This is a genomic window from Pseudoalteromonas sp. APC 3355 (assembly GCF_030407615.1).
Taxonomy (GTDB): Bacteria; Pseudomonadota; Gammaproteobacteria; order Enterobacterales; family Alteromonadaceae; genus Pseudoalteromonas; species Pseudoalteromonas distincta.
In genome coordinates, this window is record NZ_JASDDB010000004.1 from 156,162 (window position 1) to 177,361 (window position 21,200).

The following is a 21,200-nucleotide window of genomic DNA, read 5'->3' on the forward strand; positions in this document are numbered from 1 at the left end:
ACCAACCATATTTATTCTATAAAAGTGAATTAAAATTCAATTTAAATATTCCAAGCTACTTCACTCCCTGATAAACTGCTTAACTTAATTTACTAATGTAAAACATTTGAACTGGGGATCACTTTTTATGTTTAAACCAAGCTTGTTAACCTTGGCTATTTCGAGCGCTGTTTCTAGCGTATTTTTATTGCCTAATGCCGCACTTGCTCAAGAAGAAGTTGCAGCTAAAAACAAATCACTCGAAGTAATCGAAGTTACAGCAACAAGGCGCAGCGGCTCTGTGCAAAATGCACCGCTAAATATTACAGCCCTTGATGCAGATATTATGAAAGATCAAAATATCAATGAGCTTGCGGATGTAGCACGCTGGGTACCTGGTTTAACAATTACCGATCAAGGTGGCCGCTCAGGCTCGCCTATTATTGTTCGTGGTTTAAATACAAACTCTTCTGGTCCATCGTCAGATGGTGGCACGGTATCTACTTACATTAACGAAATTCCAGTTTCGGTAGATATGCGCCTAGTAGATATTGAGCGTGTTGAAGTATTAATTGGGCCACAAGGCACGCTTTATGGAGCAGGCACATTGGGCGGTGCAATTCGTTACATGCTTAAACAGCCTGAGCTTGATTTTACATCGCTTGAAGTATACGGCGACCTATTTCAAACAAAAGAAAGTGACTCTTTAGGTGGCGAAGGCGGCTTTATATTTAACCTGCCACTAATTGAAGACAAGCTTGCAGTACGCGCCAGCTTAAACGTATATGAAGACCCTGGTTTTATCGATTACGGTTACGTAGTACGCGAGCCTGGCGTATCGTTGCCAGATCCAGATTGGAGCGACAGCTCAGCAGTTAATAACAACCTTAAAAATGTGAAAGACGCCAACGGCGAAACCACCACTACTGGTCGTATTTCTGTACGCTTTAAACCAAATGAATCGTTTGAAGGTACGCTTAACTACTTTTACCAAAACCAAGACAGCGAAGGCCGCTCGATTGTTCATTACAACAGCCTTAATGCAAACAACGGCTTAAGCGATGTAATAGGTAAATACGAATCGGCTTATCGCTTTGAAGAGCCTCGCGAGAAAAAAGATCAATTACTAAGCCTTGAACTAAAAGCCGACCTAGGTTTTGCAGAGCTCGTATCGGCAACCGGTATTTCGAGCTTTGATGCCGACGGCCAACGCGACCAAACAGACTTACTTATTCGTCTTGATTACGGCTATGAAGAATTTCCTTCGTTTTCAACGTTTACCCGTGAAATAGACGAAGAAGATACCTTCACTCAAGAAATTCGCTTAGTGTCGCAAGGCGACAGCGACTTTAACTGGATTGTGGGTGGCTTTTACAACAAAACAGAAACCGAAGCGTCAAGCCGAGAGTTTACGCCTGGGTTTGACCAATTCGCTATCGATAACTTTGGTGGCGAGCAGCTAAGACCTGACTCATTAGAGTACTTAGAGCTTACAAAAAGTACCGTCACTGAATCTGCACTATTTGGTGAAGTTGGCTACCAAGTTACCGACAAATTAGATGTGACCATTGGTGCCCGTTTTTACAAATACGATATAGAGTCGCAAGCGGCTTTTGACTTCCCGCTAGCAAATACATTGTATGGTGGAGTAGATCCTGATGTAACCACCGTTGCATACGAAAAAGACGAAGCAGGCGATAACGGTAACTTATTTAAATTTAATGCTAAATACCAGTTCACTGACTCAGTAATGGGTTACGTAACAGTAAGTGAAGGCTTTAGAATTGGCGGCTCAAACGGTTTAGTGTCTTGTCCTGATCCAATTGTTGAGGATCAACAAACAGGTTGTGGTAAACCTGACGAATTATTATATGAAGCCGACACCACAACAAACTACGAGCTAGGCTTTAAAAGTACATGGTTTAGAAGCCAACTACACTTTAACGCCGCGTTATTTAACGTAGATTGGGATGATGCGCAAATCACTGGCGCTACAGATATAGGTCAGTTAACGTACCTTTCAAACGCAGGCAGCGCTAATGCAAAAGGGGTAGAAATTTCGACTCGTGCAATTTTATCTGACTCGTTTTCAGTTTACGCTACGTACGCTTACACAAAAGCAGAACTAACATCAGACGCACCATTTTTGTTTAATGCCGATGGTACCGGTGGCGCAGAAGACGGCGACCGTTTACCTGGTTCACCTGAAAACCAATTTTCGATGGGTGTAAACTATCAAACAGACGTGTTTAACGATAAAACGCTTGATATTAACTACGGTTTAACCGCGCAAAGCGATGTACTTTCTAGAGTTGGCCTTCGTGATAACGGTGAAACACTACCAGGTTACAGCTTAAGTAATATATCAGCTAAATTAACGGCTGATGCATGGTCAACTACGCTATATGTTGATAACCTATTCAACAAATACGCGGTTACATCCGTTCGTCGCTCAGATGCCGATATAACATCAGCTAATGGCGCCGACATACAACGTAACTACGGCCATTACATTAATCGCCCGCTTACGGTAGGTGTTAAATTTAACTACAAATTTGAAATATAATTTATAGTAATTTTTAAACAATGTTGTAAGGCTCAAATTTATTTGAGCCTTTTTATTTTCTTTTACAAAATAATAATTACCAAAACCATGCAGCCAAATTTAAAGCAACTTCATCAAAGCGCAATACACTCCCTAAACCAAGGTAAAATAGAGCAAGCACACAAAGCCCTAGTGGAGTTAGTGACACTCAAACCAGACTTTGCTGATGGGTATTTTTTGCTGGCAATGGTTAATTTAACTGTTGGGCAAATACACAAAGCAATAAAGCTCATCGAAAAAGCTCTTACCCTTGGCCAAAGTATTGAATACACCGCGCAACTTGCTAAATGTTACGCACTAACTGGCGAATTACAAAAAGCAAAAAACACCGCACTATCGGTGCCATTAAAACAAATAACTAAAGCCCTTGATGCCGACACACTCGGCGTTGCACTTACTCAAGCAGGCATTCACGAGCAAGCACTTAACTACTTTGAGCGCGCTATTACACTGGCTACAGCGACTAACAAAGCTCAACCACCGTTTTATTATAACTACGGCGTAAGCGCTAAGTTTTTAGGGCTATTTGATAAAGCCCAACACGCTTTTGAAAATGCCATAGCGCTTAACCCGCTGCATCATCAAAGTCATTTTGCATTAAGTGATTTAACTAAAGTAAGTAAGCAAAACAACCATATTGAGCGCTTAAAAAACGTATTTGAGCAAGTAACACACCCCGATGCAAAACTGCATATTGGCCATGCTTTAGCAAAAGAGTATCAAGATATTGGTGAATTTTCAGACGCTTTTAACGCGTTAGAGCAAGGTAAAGTAGCAAAACGTGCTGTGCAGCCGTTTGATCATAAAAGCTCAACTGAGTTATTTGAACATATTAAACGCTTAAGTGAACAGCACAAACAAGCGCTAACACAAGGTAACCCAACGGCCGAACCTATTTTTGTATTAGGTATGCCCCGCTCTGGCACCACATTAGTTGAGCGTATTTTATCGAGCCACAGCGACGTGCAATCAGCCGGTGAATTACAAGACTTTGGCCTAAGTGTTAAAAAGCTAAGCCAAACACAAACACCTCACGTGCTCGACACTCAAACGCTCAGTAAAGCCTACGAGCTTGATTTTAATCAGCTTGGGTCAACCTATTTAAACGCAACACGCGTAATAACAGGCAGCCATAAACACTTTATTGATAAGCTCCCGTTTAACTTTTTTTATATCGATTTAATAACCAAAGCACTGCCAAACGCTAAAATTATTTGTATGCTGCGCGATCCAATGGATACCTGTATTGGCAACTATCGCCAATTATTTACCATTAATAACCCCTACTATGCTTACTCGCTCGATTTACTCGACACTGCAAAATTTTACAGCCGTTTTTACAAACTAATGCAGCACTTCAGCGCCCTGCACAGCAATATAAAATTAGTAAAATACGAAGAATTAGTCGCACAGCCCGAGCAACAAATTAAAGAGTTAGTCAGCTTTTGTAACTTAGATTGGCAACCCCAGTGTATAGATTTTCACTTAAACACCGCACCGGTCTCTACGGCTAGCAAAGTGCAAGTACGCCAACCACTTAATAATAAAGCAATAGGCCGTTGGAAGGCATTTAAGCCCCATACTGATAAAGCAGTTGAGTACCTTTTAAAACAAGGTATTAGTATTGAATAAACGTTTTATTTTACCGGTGGGAAAATCCAAATAAGCGGTTTTGTGTAAGTGTAGGTCGGATAAGCGAAGCGTCATCCGACACAGTAAAATACCTTGCCAATTATTTTCAACATTTTATGTTGTCGAGTGGTTGGAGAGTGGCCATAAGCGGACCTTCATTATTCAGTCAATTCATTAGGAAAAGACCAGGTTATACATACAGGTACTGCCCCAGTATGAAACGTTCACTTTCGGGCAATTAAACCGTGTATTGACGTTTACACAACTCACATTTTTACCCAACCTGCTGGCCACTTTGTCCCGTCTAAAACCGCAGCGGGACAAGAGATACGCGCCAATTTTATTTGACTATTAACACTGGGCAATCAGCTTTATTGGCGATCGTTTCCGCAACGTTAACATTCAAAAAATGAGAAAGTCCGGTTCTTCCATGACTGGCAATTACCACCATGCCTATATCACCGCTATTAGTCTCATCTAAAATCTCATTAATGGCATCACCATGTCGAATAACCGTTTCAATCTTTAAATCAGTATTCAACTGACCTAATAACTCGTGCATTTTACTCGCCGCAGCGTCTTCCATATTTTTAGCTAACTCTTGGGGAGTTATCGCAAGGATCATATAATTCTCATTATCTGAAGGCTGATCAACAATGTGTAAAATACGAATGCCTACTTGATATAAATTCGCCATTTCAATGGCATATTGCAAAGCATGTGATGCAGTATCAGAAAAATCCGTAGGCCATAAAATATTACCTGTTCGCATATTATTCTCCTTCACAATCTAAAATCATATTTTTCAATGATATTACCAACTCCATAAGAATAGACTCGGCCCCATCTCAGCAAGTTAAGTGTAGTGAGTATTAAAGGGTTATCTATTGATTACGATCAATAAATAACAATAAGGCACTAAAAGTAACAATATCTCATCAATTTATGCTTATTGATTAGGCTGTGATTGCGGGGTTTATTAATCTGGTTGTTGTTTCTTTTATAAGGTAATCAATATTTGGAATAATTGGGGCTGACAGTCAGTTTTTCGCTCACAGTTGAACTTCACAAAAGTGCCAATAGCGGACGTTCGTAACGACTCAAGCAGCGGCGCACGTTAGCGCGTCCAGCCACGTAGTGGCGATGCTGCCTTGACTTGTTACATGTATGATATTAGCCATTGCCATACCTCCCCTAAATCAATCAATGCGGGTGAAGTAATTAAACCTGATTGAAATGCAGCGAAAAATGCCAAAATAGCAGTAAGCCTAAGCATCCAAGTATTAGAAGATTCAGCATCTTTAGCTCTGGCAGTTTCTATTTGATACTGTTCAAGAGTTGATACGGCTTTCCCGGTTATAAAATATTCAAGTTTGCCACCGTTACGTCTAAGCTCGCCAGAAGCCTCAAATGACGATAAATATAAATCCATCTTTTTCCGCAACTCTGATCTCTGAGGGTGAAGATACCACCTGAGAGAATACATATAGCTCATAAGATCTAAAGAACTAAATGCCTTTTCGGGCTCCTCGGATTGTTTTGCAATTATTGCTTCTAGAATTGACATTCGTTTGGGAAGCTGAAGTTTCTTTTTATTAAAGAAGAACTGCGGAACAGAATGCTTTGCTAGAGCAAAAATAGATTGGAGCCTATAAAATTTTGTCCACTCATGAATTGCGAAGTCGATTAACCCTGTGTATGTATGTGTAATGAGGCCGTGATAATGTTCAATCCTGATATTTAATCCTTTCGTTAGATTGAAAGGAATAGATGCATCGGTGCGAAAACCACCTCCCTCAAAATGGCTGCCACTTAGACAGTTATCATCAATAGAGTTAACCAGCATAATTGGGATATTGCCTTCATATAAACTGATCGAATAGCAATTGACTTGCTTACCGCTATCACCTGTTCTTGGAATGCGAGTTGGGCATGGCTTTGTTAGTAAGCCCTTTAAGATCCATTTCTGCAATTTATTCATATGATGTGGATTACTTTGTATATGTAACTTTTCAATAACGGGCGCAGACATGTGGGGCATAATGGCGCAGCCGCCCCGCGTGTATGCGTCCCAGCGAACGAAGTGAGTGAGTTTATTGAGTTGTTATACAAGTTTTTCAAAATCACCTTGTTCACAAGCATTGACTAAATCAGCTACAGTAAATCTTTCCTTTTTCCTTGCTAAATGCTCGTCTTTTAACTTTAGCTTACGAAACATATAGAAAGCTCCCTTGTAGCAAGGCTCTGAGCTGAAATAATCTGTGAATTTCAAGTTGCATAGATCTAAGTTAAATTGTTCATAACAACGCTCAAAAACTTCCCAAGCGTCATCGCCGTCGATATTCAAATCGACTAAAAAAGTACTGTCCATTGAAATCGATTCAATAGGCAAATTCATTTCTTGTGAAATTATTTCTACCACTTTATCTCTAATCATCAGCTACTTGTATAACAATTTAATAGTGCGCTCATCGCGCATATTTCTGCCGACTAGACGCTTATTCATCTACTTTTAACAAATAACCTAAAGCATTACTACCAAAAGTTTTTTAAAGCTTTAAAGTAAAGTTTAATAGAACAATATGCGCTCAGCGCTCATTTTAATGAATATATGCGCAAAGAGCAGTTTAACCAATCAATTAACGACGATATTAAGCAAATCTCAATGTCCGGTTATCGCTCTAAGCCGACTAATGAATACATGCAATTTGCAAATACTCAATACTTTAAAAGCCTTTGCTATATACCAAGCTGAAGGGTAACTCCAACAGCATGCTATTTTTGCGATTATAAGAGCTTGTTATTCTGTTTTTAAAACCATACCTTTCGATTGGGCAAATATCACTAGCGCAAATACTATTTCGGTTATCCCGCCAATAAAGGCGCCGATTACAAAATTGGCATTTAATACAATACACAGCATGCCAAAAAACATAAGCGAAGCACCTAAAATCCAGTACACTTTCATGCCATATAAAGTGTTGAAAACTAAATAGCGAACACCAATTATCATCAGCATTATTGAATAAAACCATTCAGCTTGAAGTTTTGCTACATAAAACGCTAAAAACAAACCAACAAATAAAATAATAGTGCTTTCTAAGGCCAATTTACCTAATGGGTTTTTAGGGTCATGATTGCCAGAGCGTTTAAGAGCTTTTGAAAGTAGCATGGCTAAAGGATGTATAAACATACCACCAAAAAACAAAGTAAGCATACTCGATTGATTTGAATGCAGTAATGCGACAAAGCCAGCTATACACCAAACCAAGCCAGACACTAATACACCGGTTCCACCACCGAAGTATGCGAGGTTCATATTTTGTTGCGCATCTTCAAACTTCATAAAAACCCTTAATTTTAGAAATATCCCTAATTTAATATTATCGCATCGTTATTAGTTACAAATCGTTACTCGAATACACACTTAAAATAGGGAATTTATAATCGGCAAACGATACAGTTACCGATTGTGTTTCGTTGCCTTTGAAACCGAGTTTAAATTCCATTGGCATGAATCGGCTGCCGTCAGCAAAAAGTGCAAGTAAATGTTCCTGGCCTAATTCGCGATTACCCGACGATAAGTTAGTTAGCGTTATAACAGCCCAGCGTTCGCCCTCTTCATTGCTCATTAATACATAATTAACGATTTTAAAATCCCCTTTTTTAGGGGTTATGTTGCTATCGTTTGCAAACGATAAGTGCATGCTATTTGGTACTGCACGGTCAACATTTAGCGCTTTAATAGAGTCGGCTTGGGTTGCCCACGAAAGCACTAATAAAATGATCACTAAGGCTTTATTCACTGTTAGTTCCTTTTTATTACCTAGTAAAATATCTAGTAAATTACATAACAATAACTGTTTAAATTATATTCGCATTCCATACCTATTATGTAAACAAACAATCATCGCAATTTTATCCAGCGCTTTGGCTGCGCCACTACAGACTAAGCGCTCATTCAGTGTGCTTGCGTTACTTTAGGGTAATAACGAGTGATAAGAGTAAATAATTAAAGCTAACTTAAAGTAAAAAGCGCGATTAAACAGGAGTATAAACGTATGGCAAGCACACATAAAAATTCAACAATGGATTTATCTGATCCCAGTAATAGCATTCAAGTAAGAGGGGCACGCGTTCACAACTTAAAAAATGTAGACGTTGATTTACCTCGTAACGCATTGGTTGTTTTTACAGGAATATCGGGCTCTGGAAAATCGTCGCTTGCGTTTGGAACGCTGTTTGCTGAGTCGCAGCACCGTTATCTTGATTCAGTTTCGCCTTACGCCCGTAGGTTAATAGATCAAGTTGATGAACCCGATGTTGATTCTATTGAAGGACTACCGCCTGCTGTTGCTTTGCAGCAGCAACGCGGCGCGCCCTCGGTTCGCTCATCCGTTGGCAGCATAACAACTATTTCTAACGCGCTACGCATGCTTTACTCTCGTGCTGGCGATTATCCCAAAGGGCAAAGCATACTTTACGCCGATGCGTTTTCGCCGAATACGCCACAAGGTGCGTGCCCAGAATGCTCAGGAATAGGCCGAGTGTTTGAAGTAACCGAAAAGCTACTTGTGCCAGATGAAACAAAAACTATTCGCCAGCGCGCCATTGAAGCGTGGCCACCAGCATGGCAAGGTAAAAACCTAAGCCGTATACTTACCTCGCTTGGTTATGACATAGATACGCCTTGGAACAAACTTTCTAAAAAAGCACGCGATTGGATTTTATTTACCGACGAAACTCCTACTGTGCCGGTATACCCAGATTACACCTATGAGCAAACACAAAATGCGATAAAAAATAACGAAGATCCAAGCTACATGGGAACTTTTTCAAGCGCTAAACGCTTTGTTTTACAGTCTTTTGCTACTACCCAAAGCCCGCGTACAAAAAAGCGCGTATCGCAGTTTATGCAAATATCGCAGTGCCCTACTTGCCAAGGTAAAAAATTAAAACAAGCATCGTTAAGTGTTAAATTTGCAGGGCTCGATATTGGCGAGCTATCTCAACTTACATTAAACGAGCTTGCTAAAAAATTAAGTAATGCCGCCAGCACCAAAGTAAATAAGAATACAAAAAATCCAGAGCAAGCCATTGTTACGCAGCGCATTGCCAGTGACATTCTCACTCGTATTGAAGCACTAACCATGCTTGGTTTAGGGTACTTGTCGCTTGAGCGTACAACGCCAACGCTCTCACCCGGAGAACTACAACGATTGCGACTTGCCACACAAATTCGCTCTAAATTATTTGGGGTGGTTTACGTGCTAGATGAACCTTCAGCGGGTTTACACCCTGCAGACACACAAGCACTTTTAAAAGCGCTCGACGAGTTAATAGCGGCTGGCAATTCTGTATTTGTTGTTGAACACGATGTTAGCGTTGTTAAACATGCCGATTGGATTGTTGATGTAGGCCCTGATGCCGGTGTGCATGGTGGCGACATTATTTACAGCGGCCCTGTTGAAGGTTTAAGTAAAGTAAAAAATTCGCACACTGCCCGCCACCTTTTTGCTAAAAACGCCAGTCAAGAGTCTACTCAAAACAGCGCGCAAAAAAAGGAGCAAAGGCAGCCAAAAGCGTGGTTAAAATTAGCTGATATTGAGCGTAACAATCTTAAAAAACTCAATGCAGAATTTCCATTGGGTGTTATGACAACAGTTACTGGGGTTTCGGGCTCTGGTAAATCAAGCCTAGTAAGCCAAGCGTTAGTAGAACTTGTTTACGAAGCACTTGGGCAAAAAATAATACCGGAAGCGCCAACCGACGAAGCCGACTTACTAGAACAAGAGCTGCAAACACACACCAGCGGAAAAATCATTGAAGGTATAAATAATATAAGCCGCCTAATTACCGTAAATCAAAAAGCGATTGGCCGTACCCCTCGATCAAACTTAGCTACCTACACGGGTTTGTTTGATCACGTGCGTAAACTATTTGCTTCAACCCAAAAAGCAAAAGAGCGCCGTTATGATGCCGGTCGCTTTTCGTTTAATGTTGCAAAAGGTCGCTGTAAAAACTGTGAAGGCGTTGGCTTTGTGAGTATAGAGCTACTGTTTTTACCTAGCGTTTATTCACCTTGCCAAGTATGTAATGGCAAACGTTATAACGAGCAAACACTTGAGGTTACATATCGTGATAAAAACATAAGCGATATCCTCAATTTAACGGTTGAATCGGCGCATACCTTTTTTGAAAATGAACCTGCAATACTGCGAGCACTCGATGCACTTATGCAAGTTGGTCTTGGGTATTTGCGTTTAGGGCAACCTGCAACCGAGCTTTCTGGCGGTGAGGCGCAGCGTATTAAATTAGCCACCGAGCTGCAACGTGCCCAGCGCGGCAACACGCTTTATATTCTCGATGAACCAACTACGGGTCTGCATCCATCTGATGTATCAATGTTAATGTCGCAGCTAAATAAGTTAGTTGATGCTGGCAATACCGTTATTATGGTTGAACACGATATGCAAGTAGCCCGCAATAGTGACTGGGTAATTGATGTAGGCCCCGGTGCTGGCGATGAAGGAGGAATAATTGTGGCACAAGGGAAACCAAAAGACGTAGCTAAATCTCAAACAAGTAGAACGGCTCCCTTTTTGTTAAATACTAGCCAAAGCTAAGGTTAACTTAAGCTAAGCGCAACATTACAAACACTCTCGTAAATTACTAAGGATTAAGCGCCACACCTAAGTAATTTAATTTTGCATATATTTAATAATTAACAATAGCGGCCATAAAAATCGAATGAAAACATTGAACAAGGTCATAAACTCAGATACGGTTTTAATCGAAATTAATTTAAAGCTAGTTGTAAATGTTAGTTATAAACCTAAAAATATATCACTTAAAAAATGGGTAACATAATGAATGAAAATCTCGACTCTAAGCCTAATGAACCTCAAGATTTAGAATATAGCCTGTATTATGAATTTGAAGATTTCAACCCTGAACTAGGCTTAATTACAAGGCTAGTTATAACGTTAGGTCCTGAACGAGTTCCTGAAGGATTTAAACATGACGTGCCATTTTCTGATGATTTAACAACGCTCTATAATGAAGGTATTGTTGACTGGGTATCAGAGGTTTATTTTATTAATGCGTCTAACGAACCGATTACTCTCGAACCTAAAAAGCTTGGAGTTCGTAAATTTCAAAAACAATTTTCTGACGTAGTAACTATAGAACCACAAAAATGGTTTATTAGTGAGCCATTAATTGCATTGGATAGCTTTTATGAAATAGAAGCTGATTTTATATTAGAATTTAATTGCAATAATTTAGTGCTTAAATTTGAAGATGTAGCTAAAAGAATGACTGCTGATGAAATTAAAAATAAATACAACGCTGCGCTATAAAACCACGCTAAAGCAACGTAATATTTTTATATAAACTTAAATCACCTTAATATAACCCGTAAAAACTATGGGTTATATTAAATAAATTTAGTTATTGATGTAACAACTGGCACAAAATGGCTTAAACCCAACCTTATTAATATTACCAACTTATAAACTGCTATTGTGTTTTTCTATTTCAAGCTCAATTAGTAATGCTGAGTGGGCGTCATTTGCGGCGTATACTTTTTGGTGATCTTTTAAAGGAAAAACTGACCAGTTTGAACGTTGCGCGCCTTTAGATAAACGCTGATTAAAAAACATTGCCACAGCAGCTCTAGCACCAACGCGCTGTGTTACTTGTGCAAAGTGCATAACTTTAGAGGATAATTCGACTGTATTTTCTAATTTAATTCCAAATTTTCTAAAAATAAGTTTTTTGTCTTCTTTTAGTCCAAAGCCTACTTTTTTTATAGTTGGATCGGATAATATATCTTCAATTTCAGTAAAGTTTTCAAAAAATTTAGTCGGAAATAAAAACGCTTTTGTTTTTGTAGATAATTGAATTAAGTGAGGGCCATCGCTTATTTCGCCTTTTTTAAAGCAAGGCTTACTTTCTGTATCAAACCCTAAAATTACATGTTTTTTTAGCTCAACTATTGCACTTATCGCTTCTGACGCTTGCGTTACTACAATTATATTATCGAGGCTCAAACCGTCGTACATCGGTAAAAATTGAATCTGCTCTTTTGTTAATCTTTCCATGTATTATCCCGTTCAAAAAAGCTGAAATTTGGTAACTTGAATTTGCATATTAATAACCAAAATTTAAGCTCTCAACACAACCTTTATGATTTCATTACTATTTATAAACTCATGCACTTGCAAGTAAGCACTTGGTAACAGGTTGCCATACTCGATATTAAGATAATCAATTATTTCATCTACGCCCCAAGGTCCTAATGATGCTTTATAATCACTAAAATCACCTTGTATTTGTCTCCACTGTGTATAATTTTTTTAGAGAGTACAACATGCCCCCCCGCAAAAACAATATGTAACACCATTACTTTAACTCCGCTTAACTATATGTATTTATACTATTTTACGTATTCTCGTTAAATACTTGATAGACTCTTTCTGGAGATACTTTATTGAAATCATCGTTATAATATTCATTTGCATATTCAATAAAATCACTGGGTGTTTTTGGAATTACACAGAGTAACCAACTCGCTCCATCGTCTTCATTATTTTTAAAATTAACCGGACCTTGTTGCCATGTCGCATCCTTTTCAGAGCGCCAAAAGCAAAATGTTACCTGATCAATTTCAAAGTCATCGGCTTCTAAAGTTTTAAGTAACTCTTTAGGTGCACCTTGGTACATTCCGGGCCAAATAGCATATTCATCTTGAGAGTGTGGGCTTACCTGCGATTCATGATCGAAACCTTTTATTAAAATAGTATTACTTGTTAAAACAATAACTATTTGGTCCCCACCGCCATTATCGTATGTAGCAATGTCAACACCACGCGCGTACTCTGCTTTATAAGAAAAACAACGAAGATGCTCATCATCACAAAATTCAATATCTAATATTGCACTCGCTTTTAACGCCGCTTTTAAATTTTTATTGGTTATATCAGCTAATTCCATTTTAAATTCTTATATACAGTAAATAACCATGATTAATAGTGATTGTTAATTAATCTCGCAATAAAAACAACCACTATAAACCACATTCTAAACTGGCGTTATTATAAAAAGTTTAAAGTTATTTAGACCAAAAAACCCAACCCTTATAATTGTATGATTTTATAACCAATCTGAAATAGCGTTACCTATTTCGTGCGGCGAATCCTCTTGGATGTAATGAGTACCGCTCACGGTTACCTCAGTTAAATTTGGCCATGTGCGTACAAAGTCTCTTGCGTAACCAACTAAAAAAGCACCCGGTTCAGCATTAATAAATAGCTTTGGAATATCGTGAGAGTTAGCTAAAAAACTCGCATAGCTTTTAACTAAAGCCACGGTATCGGCAGGCTCTCCAGCAATGGGAAGTTGACGAGGCCCTGCTAAAATTGCACGGCGTTCTTCTCCTGAATTTATAAAGGGTCTACGATACTCATCATGCTCTGCTTGCGTTAATTTACGTGCAATGGTCGCTGGTAATATTGTTTCAATAAAAAAGTTGTCATTAAGCACCATTTTTTCACCCTCAGCTGAGCGCAAAGTGCCAATTGGGCCGTGTAAATCTTTAGGAAAATCATCCCATGTTGGAAAGTCAGTAACAATTGCTTCCATAAACGCAATTGCTTTTACTGCATCACGATGTGTATTAGCCCAGTTAAAGCCAACACCAGAGCCCCAATCGTGCAGTACCAAGGTAACGTTATTATTTACACCCAACGCTTCTAAAAGTGCAAATGTGTATTTGCTGTTTTCAGCAAGCGAGTAGCTGCCCTCATGGGTGTTATCTAACTTTTGCGAATCTCCTAATCCAATCATATCAATAGCAATTAAACGCCCTTTTCCTTGCAAATAGGGCATAACGTTTCGCCAGAGAAAGCTAGATGTAGGGTTACCATGTAAAAACACAATAGGATCACCTTCGCCTTCATCTATGTAGGCCATTTTTTTATCTAATACAGTTTTAAACTTTTTTGTATAACGTAATGTTTCTGAATCATTTTTCATTTAATTATATCGCTTTATTTAACTGATGAGCTGGCGGTAAATCCTCGCTCATCTAATTTGTGTAATATTCGAAGTAGATTAACTAATTTCGAGTTAATATACATGACTGAGTCACACAATAAATGAGCGCGCTTAATTTGTCACTATATTTATATGATCGAATCACATATAATTAAATTTATGAAAAATGAAAAATATATATCAAATTTAATCGGCACGTTTGCTACTTCTGTTTCTAATGACATTGAAAAACAGATTGCCGAATTAGGCGGGCGAAGCCTAAGCCACGAAGCGGCACTGGTAACTATTTACAATCATCCGAATGAAACCATTGATGTACTAAGCAAGGTTTTAGGCTTAACGCATTCTGGTGCAGTTAGATTAATAAATACACTTGAAAAAGAAGAACTTGTAGAAAGGCGAAAGTCAGTAAAAGATGCCCGCTCTGTTGTTTTATGCGTAACGGATAAAGGAAGCCAAAGAGTTGAACTGGTACTAGCCAGCAGAGAAACAGCCACCTCTAAAATACTAAACAACTTTAATGATGAACAAAAACAAAGTTTTTTAAGTTTGATAGAAGTAGCACTTGGCAGCCTAACAAGCGAGCAGGTAGAAGCACGTAAAATATGCAAATTATGTAACGAAGGTGTATGCCGTAAACAAGGCTGCCCGGTAGAAAACTCAATTAAGTAACTAATTACTTCATGCATCTGCCCACTATAAACGTATTAAATTATTTGCTTTAATACGTTAGCGCTCAAAGTGTTAGCTCTTTAAAAAGCGTTCTATTTTAGGTTTTACCGTAACCGACATTATCAGCATTATAGTTAAACCTATTGGTAACGCGGCTAATAACCCTTCAGCCCATCCAGTTACAAATACACGCATATCTGCATAGCCAATATTATTAGTAGCGGTAACAAACGCCATCACCGACTCCATGATCAGCGCCATAAAAACACTAATAACTAAATTACGTTTTAGCTCACTGCTATTAGGTAATAACTGGGCAACTAGCTTGTGCATTAAGGTCATCATTACAAAACCAACAGGCGCCATTACAAGTACTGCACTTATAAATGAGGTAAACCAATCTACATAAAAATACTCTGTAACACCCACATTCACATAAGTCATAATGCCAGTTAGAGTACCGCCAATTAAGGTAATAATACTTACCATAACCAGTATTTTATAAATTACAGGTGTTTTTTTAGGCTCAACCATTACTGGATTTGCTGATACGGGTGTACTCATTTTTGGGCATGCCTTAAGCGTTAAATAGATGACAAAATCAACTATAGCAAATTAATTGATAATATCAACTACTCTTTGAGCTAACCAAAAATAAGCCAAATTCCAACTAACCCCATTAAACTACCAGCAATACGGTTCATCCATTTAATATTATCACCACGGCTTAAAAATAAACGTAAGCTTTTACCGCCTGTTGCGTAAGCTAACATACTTAAAAACTCGGTGGTCATTATAACGCCAAGCAATACTAAAAGCTGAGGGGCTACAGCATGCTCAACACTTATAAAGGGTGGCAGTAGTGAAATCATAAACGCCCACCCTTTAGGGTTAGCAATTGCGGTTACAAAACCTTGCGTAAATAACGATTTCCTACTTACGTCACTTGGTTTTGAGGTATCGACCGACATTTTTCCTTTGGCTCGCCACATGTTAACGCCAATATAAATTAAGTACGCACCGCCTACCCACTTTAAAATAGCGAACGCTTCAGGGTAATTTAGCATTACGCTTGCAACACCTAATACCGCAGCTATGGCAACACTTGCAACACCTAACAGCTCGCCTATCATCATCCATAATGTGCGGCGCACGCCAATGCTCATACCGAGTGTCATGGCAAGGGTCATACACATACCAGGCGTTATCGACACAAAAAAGAACGTAGGAATAAAAACCGCAAGTGCTGCTACATCAATCATTAATTTACTCTCATATTAAAAGCAAAAACGCGGCTATAAGTAGCCGCGCTGTTACTTACTCATTTTTATTACTATTGCCCAGCACTTACCACGGGTTCAGTAATAACCTCTACCGGCTCTGCTGTATCATTTAACAAATACTTATCTAACCACTGTTCTTGTTCCCACAACACATGTAATAAGCTTTTACGCGCACGGTAACCATGTGCTTCATAAGGGAGCATTACTAAGCGAGCATCTTTACCTAAACCTTTTAGGGCTGCGTACATGCGCTCACTTTGCATTGGGAAAGTGCCAGAATTAGGATCTTCTTGGCCGTGGATCATTAACATTGGCTCGTTAATTTTTTCAGCATGGAAAAACGGCGACATATTAGCGTACACACTTTGTGCTTGCCAAAAATCACGCTCTTCTCCTTGAAAACCAAACGGCGTTAATGTGCGGTTATACGCGCCGCTACGGGCAATACCTGTTTTAAATAAATCGCTATGAGCCAATAAGTTAGCAACCATAAATGCACCGTATGAGTGCCCTGCTATGGCTATCTTGTTTTTATCGGCAACGCCTTTTTTAACTAATACATCAACAGCTGCTTGCGCACTTGATACTAACTGCTTTCTAAAATTATCGTTTGGCTCGCTGCCATCAATACCCACTATTGGCATTTTAGGGTCGTCAAACACGGCAATCCCTTTAGCAAGGTAAGGCATTGGCCCCCAATAACCAATGTAGGTAAATGCATAAGGCGATTCGCGTACTTGCGATGCAACGGCTTTATCTTTGTATTCAAGTGGGTAAGCCCACATAAGTACCGGTAACGGGCCTTGTGTTTTATCGTACCCTGGTGGTAAATAAAGCGTGCCCGAAAGCTCAACACCGTCGTCGCGTTTATAACGTAATTGCTCTTTAGTTACGCCTTTAAATGCAGGGTACGGATGCTCAAATGTCGTTAGTTGCGTTAACGTGTCGTTATCTAAATCACGTATAAAAAAGTTAGGTTGCTCAGTTTTAGATTCGCGAATAGTAATAAAGCGCTCACCTTCGTCATCAAGTAGTGCACGAACACGCTCATAGTATGGCGCTTCTGATTGCCATAAACGCTTGCTGCTATTTGTTTTAACATCGTACCTATCTAAAAACGGCACATTACCTTGCTCTGAAGCACCATTACCGCGCAGGTAAATATAACGCCCGCCTACAATTTTAATTACGTTTGCGCCTAAATCGTTGCGCTCGTAAATAGCATTCCCTGGGTCTTTATACGCGTCGTTGTAACTACGTTCTGAAAATAGCACGCGGTTTCTGTCGGCATTTCGAGGTTGTACAACAAAGGTGCGTACTTGGCGATCGCTAAAGCGCCAATCTGTCAGCATGGCTACGTTTTCGTTGCCCCACTCCATTCCCGCATAACGGCGCTCTACTTTGGCAAATAATTTAGGCTCGCGTTTAAATGGTGCACGTAAGCTGTAAACATAATCATGATGCTCAACGTCGGTTTTCATGTCGCCGCCATCTTGCGCCTCGGCCCAAATAACTTCAGCACCTTGATCGGCTCGCCATTCAAAATCACGGCGGCCAGTGCGTACACTGTCATAACCTTGCGGAATATTATCGGCAAGTGGCTGTTTTGCCAGCTCTGCTAATGCATACCCGCGCATGCCCCATATTTGCCACGTGCTTGCAAAGCGGCTGTAAGGCACTTGATACGAAAACGGCTCATTAATACCGGCAACTAAAATATTGGTAGAATCAGGTGATACCGAAAACGATTTAAATAAAGAAGGGCTACCTATTGCTTGAGTATTGCCATCAAGCGTTATGTAAGCCAATTGCCCTTGGCCGTAAAACTTAAATTGTGATTCAGCAAACGGGCTGGTTAATAAATTTTGGTAAGTACGTGCTGGCGCTTTTTCACCAGTACTTTGTTGAATAACAGGCACTACATTTTGGCTGTTATTTTCAAGCCTAGGTTTACCAAAATTAACAGCAAGATTTGCAACAATGGCGCTGCTATCTGGCAGCCATTTATATGGCGATGCAGTTAGTACCGAATTTAACGCAGCACTAGTTAACTCTTTTGCTTGTTTGGTTTCAACGCTGTAAAGCCATAAGTTGGCTTGGGTTGGTTGCTCAACAACAAAGGCTAAATATTTACTATTAGATGACCATTTAGGTGAGCGGATAATGCCATTAGGTAAGTTGTTAATGCTAATAACCGACCCGCTTTGAACATGCTTTAGCTCCACGGCACTAAATTTGGCACTCACACGAGAGCGCGAAAAATTAGCGGGGTTTAGCTTAATACCAGCAAGCTTAAGCTCTTCTTTTGCAAGTTCATCAAGGGTTACTACACGTTTGCGTTCAAAAAGCGCTAGCCACTGGCCATCGCTCGATAAGTAACTAGTGGGTGCTAACTTAGCGTCAACCAATGCTGCAAGTTCGGGTGATGGGGTTTGATAGCCCTGCTCGGCGTAACTTGTTGGGACTAATGCCGCACAACAAATAAAGACAACTAACAGCCTAAAAGCGCTCATGTTTTTATCCTTTTGTTATTTTTTACTCTTATAGGCGTATATAAACACGTTTTGCTTTGTTCATAAAGTATTAAGGTAAGTTAAACACCTCTAAAAGATGACTTAATAGTGCTGATTAAGCTAAACTACAACGCTATTTATTCACCACTGCGGTACTTAAAATACAATGCATAACAAAGCCAAATCAGTCACCATTTTTGATGTTGCAGAGCGTGCTGGTGTATCAAAATCAACCGTATCGTTGGTACTTACCCAAAGCGATAAAGTGGGCAATAAAAGTAAACAAAAAATACTCAAAGCGATAGATGAGCTAGGGTACGTTTATAATCGTGATGCCGCTGCTATGCGCTCAAAACGCTCTAACTTAGTGGCCATAGTAATAAATGATTTAACTAACCCAGCTATGGCACACCTTGCTACCAGCTTACAACTTTTGTTAAACCACAATGGCTTACAAGCCATGATTGTCAGTAGTAATAATAGTCTTGAGCTACAAGCAAACGCAGTTAAAAACTTAAAAGAATACAACGCGGCTGCATTTATTATTTGCCCCGTTGCTAATACTTGCCCCAAATGGCTGGATGCGCTCAGCGCGCAACACAAAGTAATTACCTTAATGAGCGAAGTGCCCTTTAGCGCAGCTCCGTGTGTATTACCCGACTATAAAAAAGCCAGCCACGTAGCCAGTATGCATTTACTCGCACAAGGCGTGACAAACATAGCATTCATAGGCAATGAACTTACTTTAAGTGATTCACAAGCACTGCAAAGTGGCTTTAATACCGCATGCGCGCAGCACAGCATTACACCATTAGCACCCATTGACTGCGCAGTAAACACAGCCCTTAGCGCTAAAAATGCATTTATAGAAGCATATAAACACAACCCCACATTAAACGCAGTGGTGTGTGCAAACGATATTATTGCTCAAGGTGTTATTGCCGCTATTAACTCATTAACTCATCACTCTATTAAAGTAGTGAGTTGCCACCACATTCCTAATAGCGCGGTTATAAATAATCACTTAACCACCGTGGCTATTAATACAACTGATATAGCTAAGCGGTGCCTTTTAATACTGCAAGAGCTACTACAAAATACAGCCCCGCCAGTAAAAACACTGGTAAATGTAAACTTACAAATTAGAGATTCTAGCCAATGAAAAAAGTGCTGGTAATTGGCTACGTATGGCCAGAGCCAAATTCGTCTGCTGCGGGAACGCACATGATGTCGTTATTAAATGCATTTAGAGCGCAAAACTGGGACGTTGAATTTGCAACGCCCGCGCAGCGAACCGACCACATGGTAAACCTTGACGACTTTGGTATAACCAGCCAAAGCATTGCACTAAACTGCGATAGCTTTGACGAATACGTTAAAGCCTATAACCCAGATATAGTCATGTTTGACCGTTTTATGATGGAAGAACAATTTGGCTGGCGCGTCGATAAACATTGCCCAAATGCCATTAAAATTCTCGATACCGAAGATTTACAATGCCTACGTAACGCTCGCCACGAAGCGCACAAAGGTGAGCGCGAGTTTACAACCAGCGATTTACACTCAGAAATAGCAAAACGAGAAATTGCCGCTATTTTACGCTGCGACCTAAGCTTAATTATTTCAAGTTATGAAATGAGCCTACTAAACAGCGTATTTAAAATAGAGCCAAGCTTATTACACCATTTACCATTTATGGTCGATTTAAGCTCATTACCTACAAGTACAAAAACGTTTGAGCAGCGCCAGCACTTTATGACCATAGGTAACTTTAGACACGCGCCAAACTGGGATGCAGTACTTTACTTACAAAAAATATGGCCACTTATACGCAAGCAACTCCCAAAAGCAGAACTACATATTTATGGCTCTTACCCACCACCAAAAGCCACGGCACTAAATAACCCTAAAACAGGGTTTTTAATAAAAGGCTGGGCCGATAATGCGTTTGATGTAATGCAAAGCGCACGCGTATGTTTAGCACCACTGCGTTTTGGTGCAGGGATTAAAGGTAAATTACTTGAAGCCATGATTATGCAAACACCCAGCGTTACCACTAATATTGGCGCAGAGGGCATGCATAACGATTTACCATGGCCTGGTAAAATAGCCAACACCGCCGACGATTTTGCCAATGCTGCTGTTGAAATGTACACCAATCAAAGTGACTTTGAACAAGCGCAGCAAGATGGCAACACGCTCCTTAATACGCTTTACGATAAAGCACAATTGAGCACGGTGTTAATTAAAAAAATTGATTCAATAAGTAGCGATTTAAACGCTCATCGCGAAAAAAACTTTACAGGCCAAATGCTCAAACATCATACAATGCGCAGCACTCAATACATGTCGCAATGGATAGCTGAAAAAAATAAAAATTAGATTAAAAATGACTAGACACACACCAATTAGTGTTTAAAATCGCGCCCATCAAACGTGGGCAGTTTTAGCTGTATT

At 39.7% G+C, this 21,200-nt stretch carries 18 protein-coding genes; 7 read left to right on the forward strand and 11 right to left on the reverse strand.

Annotated elements, in window-relative coordinates; genetic code table 11:
* The first annotated feature begins 127 nt into the window (after window positions 1-127).
* A complete protein-coding gene (locus QMA08_RS08850) occupies window positions 128-2,545 on the forward strand; it encodes a TonB-dependent receptor (RefSeq protein WP_282114360.1) in 2,418 nt (805 codons plus the stop codon).
* An 87-nt stretch (window positions 2,546-2,632) separates the two neighbouring features.
* Window positions 2,633-4,216, forward strand: a complete 1,584-nt coding sequence (locus QMA08_RS08855; RefSeq protein ID WP_290174226.1) for a sulfotransferase — start codon at window positions 2,633-2,635, stop codon at window positions 4,214-4,216.
* A 340-nt stretch (window positions 4,217-4,556) separates the two neighbouring features.
* On the opposite strand, the gene QMA08_RS08860 is transcribed toward QMA08_RS08855, so the two are convergent.
* From QMA08_RS08860 to QMA08_RS08880, 5 genes are all read right to left on the reverse strand, one after another.
* The gene (locus QMA08_RS08860) at window positions 4,557-4,988 is read right to left on the reverse strand and encodes a universal stress protein (protein WP_008165663.1); all 432 of its coding nucleotides are present in this window, start codon (window positions 4,986-4,988) and stop codon (window positions 4,557-4,559) included.
* A gap of 387 nt (window positions 4,989-5,375) precedes the next feature.
* Entirely contained in the window at window positions 5,376-6,248 is an 873-nt protein-coding gene (locus tag QMA08_RS08865) for a hypothetical protein (protein WP_182672795.1), read from the reverse strand.
* 72 nt (window positions 6,249-6,320) lie between these two features.
* A complete protein-coding gene (locus QMA08_RS08870) occupies window positions 6,321-6,653 on the reverse strand; it encodes a DUF1493 family protein (protein ID WP_290174227.1) in 333 nt (110 codons plus the stop codon).
* A gap of 363 nt (window positions 6,654-7,016) precedes the next feature.
* A complete protein-coding gene (locus QMA08_RS08875) occupies window positions 7,017-7,562 on the reverse strand; it encodes a hypothetical protein (RefSeq protein WP_165742590.1) in 546 nt (181 codons plus the stop codon).
* A gap of 55 nt (window positions 7,563-7,617) precedes the next feature.
* Window positions 7,618-8,022, reverse strand: coding sequence for a hypothetical protein (locus QMA08_RS08880; RefSeq protein WP_007581806.1), 405 nt, complete (start codon window positions 8,020-8,022; stop codon window positions 7,618-7,620).
* Between the two features lie 255 nt (window positions 8,023-8,277).
* Between QMA08_RS08880 and uvrA the strand changes: the two genes are divergently transcribed.
* Together uvrA and QMA08_RS08890 are read left to right on the forward strand one after the other, a co-directional pair.
* On the forward strand, window positions 8,278-10,842 hold the full coding sequence (uvrA, locus tag QMA08_RS08885) for an excinuclease ABC subunit UvrA (protein ID WP_290174228.1): 2,565 nt from the start codon (window positions 8,278-8,280) through the stop codon (window positions 10,840-10,842).
* Between the two features lie 243 nt (window positions 10,843-11,085).
* Window positions 11,086-11,577: a hypothetical protein gene (locus QMA08_RS08890; RefSeq protein WP_290174229.1), complete on the forward strand. Its 492-nt coding sequence runs from the start codon at window positions 11,086-11,088 to the stop codon at window positions 11,575-11,577.
* Between the two features lie 150 nt (window positions 11,578-11,727).
* Here QMA08_RS08890 and QMA08_RS08895 read toward each other — a convergent pair whose 3' ends face one another.
* The 3 genes from QMA08_RS08895 to QMA08_RS08905 form a co-directional block, all read right to left on the reverse strand.
* Window positions 11,728-12,321, reverse strand: a complete 594-nt coding sequence (locus tag QMA08_RS08895; RefSeq protein ID WP_290174230.1) for a 3'-5' exonuclease — start codon at window positions 12,319-12,321, stop codon at window positions 11,728-11,730.
* Window positions 12,322-12,661: 340 nt separating this feature from the next.
* A complete protein-coding gene (locus QMA08_RS08900; RefSeq protein WP_290174231.1) occupies window positions 12,662-13,213 on the reverse strand; it encodes a hypothetical protein in 552 nt (183 codons plus the stop codon).
* A gap of 159 nt (window positions 13,214-13,372) precedes the next feature.
* Window positions 13,373-14,254: a haloalkane dehalogenase gene (locus QMA08_RS08905; RefSeq protein WP_290174232.1), complete on the reverse strand. Its 882-nt coding sequence runs from the start codon at window positions 14,252-14,254 to the stop codon at window positions 13,373-13,375.
* Window positions 14,255-14,434: 180 nt separating this feature from the next.
* Here QMA08_RS08905 and QMA08_RS08910 point away from each other — a divergent pair, with 180 nt between their 5' ends.
* Window positions 14,435-14,947, forward strand: coding sequence for a MarR family transcriptional regulator (locus QMA08_RS08910; RefSeq protein WP_222713320.1), 513 nt, complete (start codon window positions 14,435-14,437; stop codon window positions 14,945-14,947).
* Window positions 14,948-15,019: 72 nt separating this feature from the next.
* Here QMA08_RS08910 and QMA08_RS08915 read toward each other — a convergent pair whose 3' ends face one another.
* From QMA08_RS08915 to QMA08_RS08925, 3 genes are all read right to left on the reverse strand, one after another.
* Window positions 15,020-15,511, reverse strand: coding sequence for a DUF2798 domain-containing protein (locus QMA08_RS08915; RefSeq protein WP_290174233.1), 492 nt, complete (start codon window positions 15,509-15,511; stop codon window positions 15,020-15,022).
* Between the two features lie 80 nt (window positions 15,512-15,591).
* Window positions 15,592-16,209, reverse strand: coding sequence for a LysE family translocator (locus QMA08_RS08920; RefSeq protein ID WP_182673667.1), 618 nt, complete (start codon window positions 16,207-16,209; stop codon window positions 15,592-15,594).
* 71 nt (window positions 16,210-16,280) lie between these two features.
* The gene (locus tag QMA08_RS08925; protein ID WP_290174234.1) at window positions 16,281-18,743 is read right to left on the reverse strand and encodes a prolyl oligopeptidase family serine peptidase; all 2,463 of its coding nucleotides are present in this window, start codon (window positions 18,741-18,743) and stop codon (window positions 16,281-16,283) included.
* A 166-nt stretch (window positions 18,744-18,909) separates the two neighbouring features.
* Here QMA08_RS08925 and QMA08_RS08930 point away from each other — a divergent pair, with 166 nt between their 5' ends.
* Entirely contained in the window at window positions 18,910-19,905 is a 996-nt protein-coding gene (locus tag QMA08_RS08930) for a LacI family DNA-binding transcriptional regulator (RefSeq protein ID WP_290174235.1), read from the forward strand.
* Window positions 19,902-21,125: a glycosyltransferase gene (locus QMA08_RS08935; protein WP_290174236.1), complete on the forward strand. Its 1,224-nt coding sequence runs from the start codon at window positions 19,902-19,904 to the stop codon at window positions 21,123-21,125. Before QMA08_RS08930 ends, QMA08_RS08935 begins: the two co-directional genes overlap by 4 nt.
* Window positions 21,126-21,200: the final 75 nt, after the last annotated feature.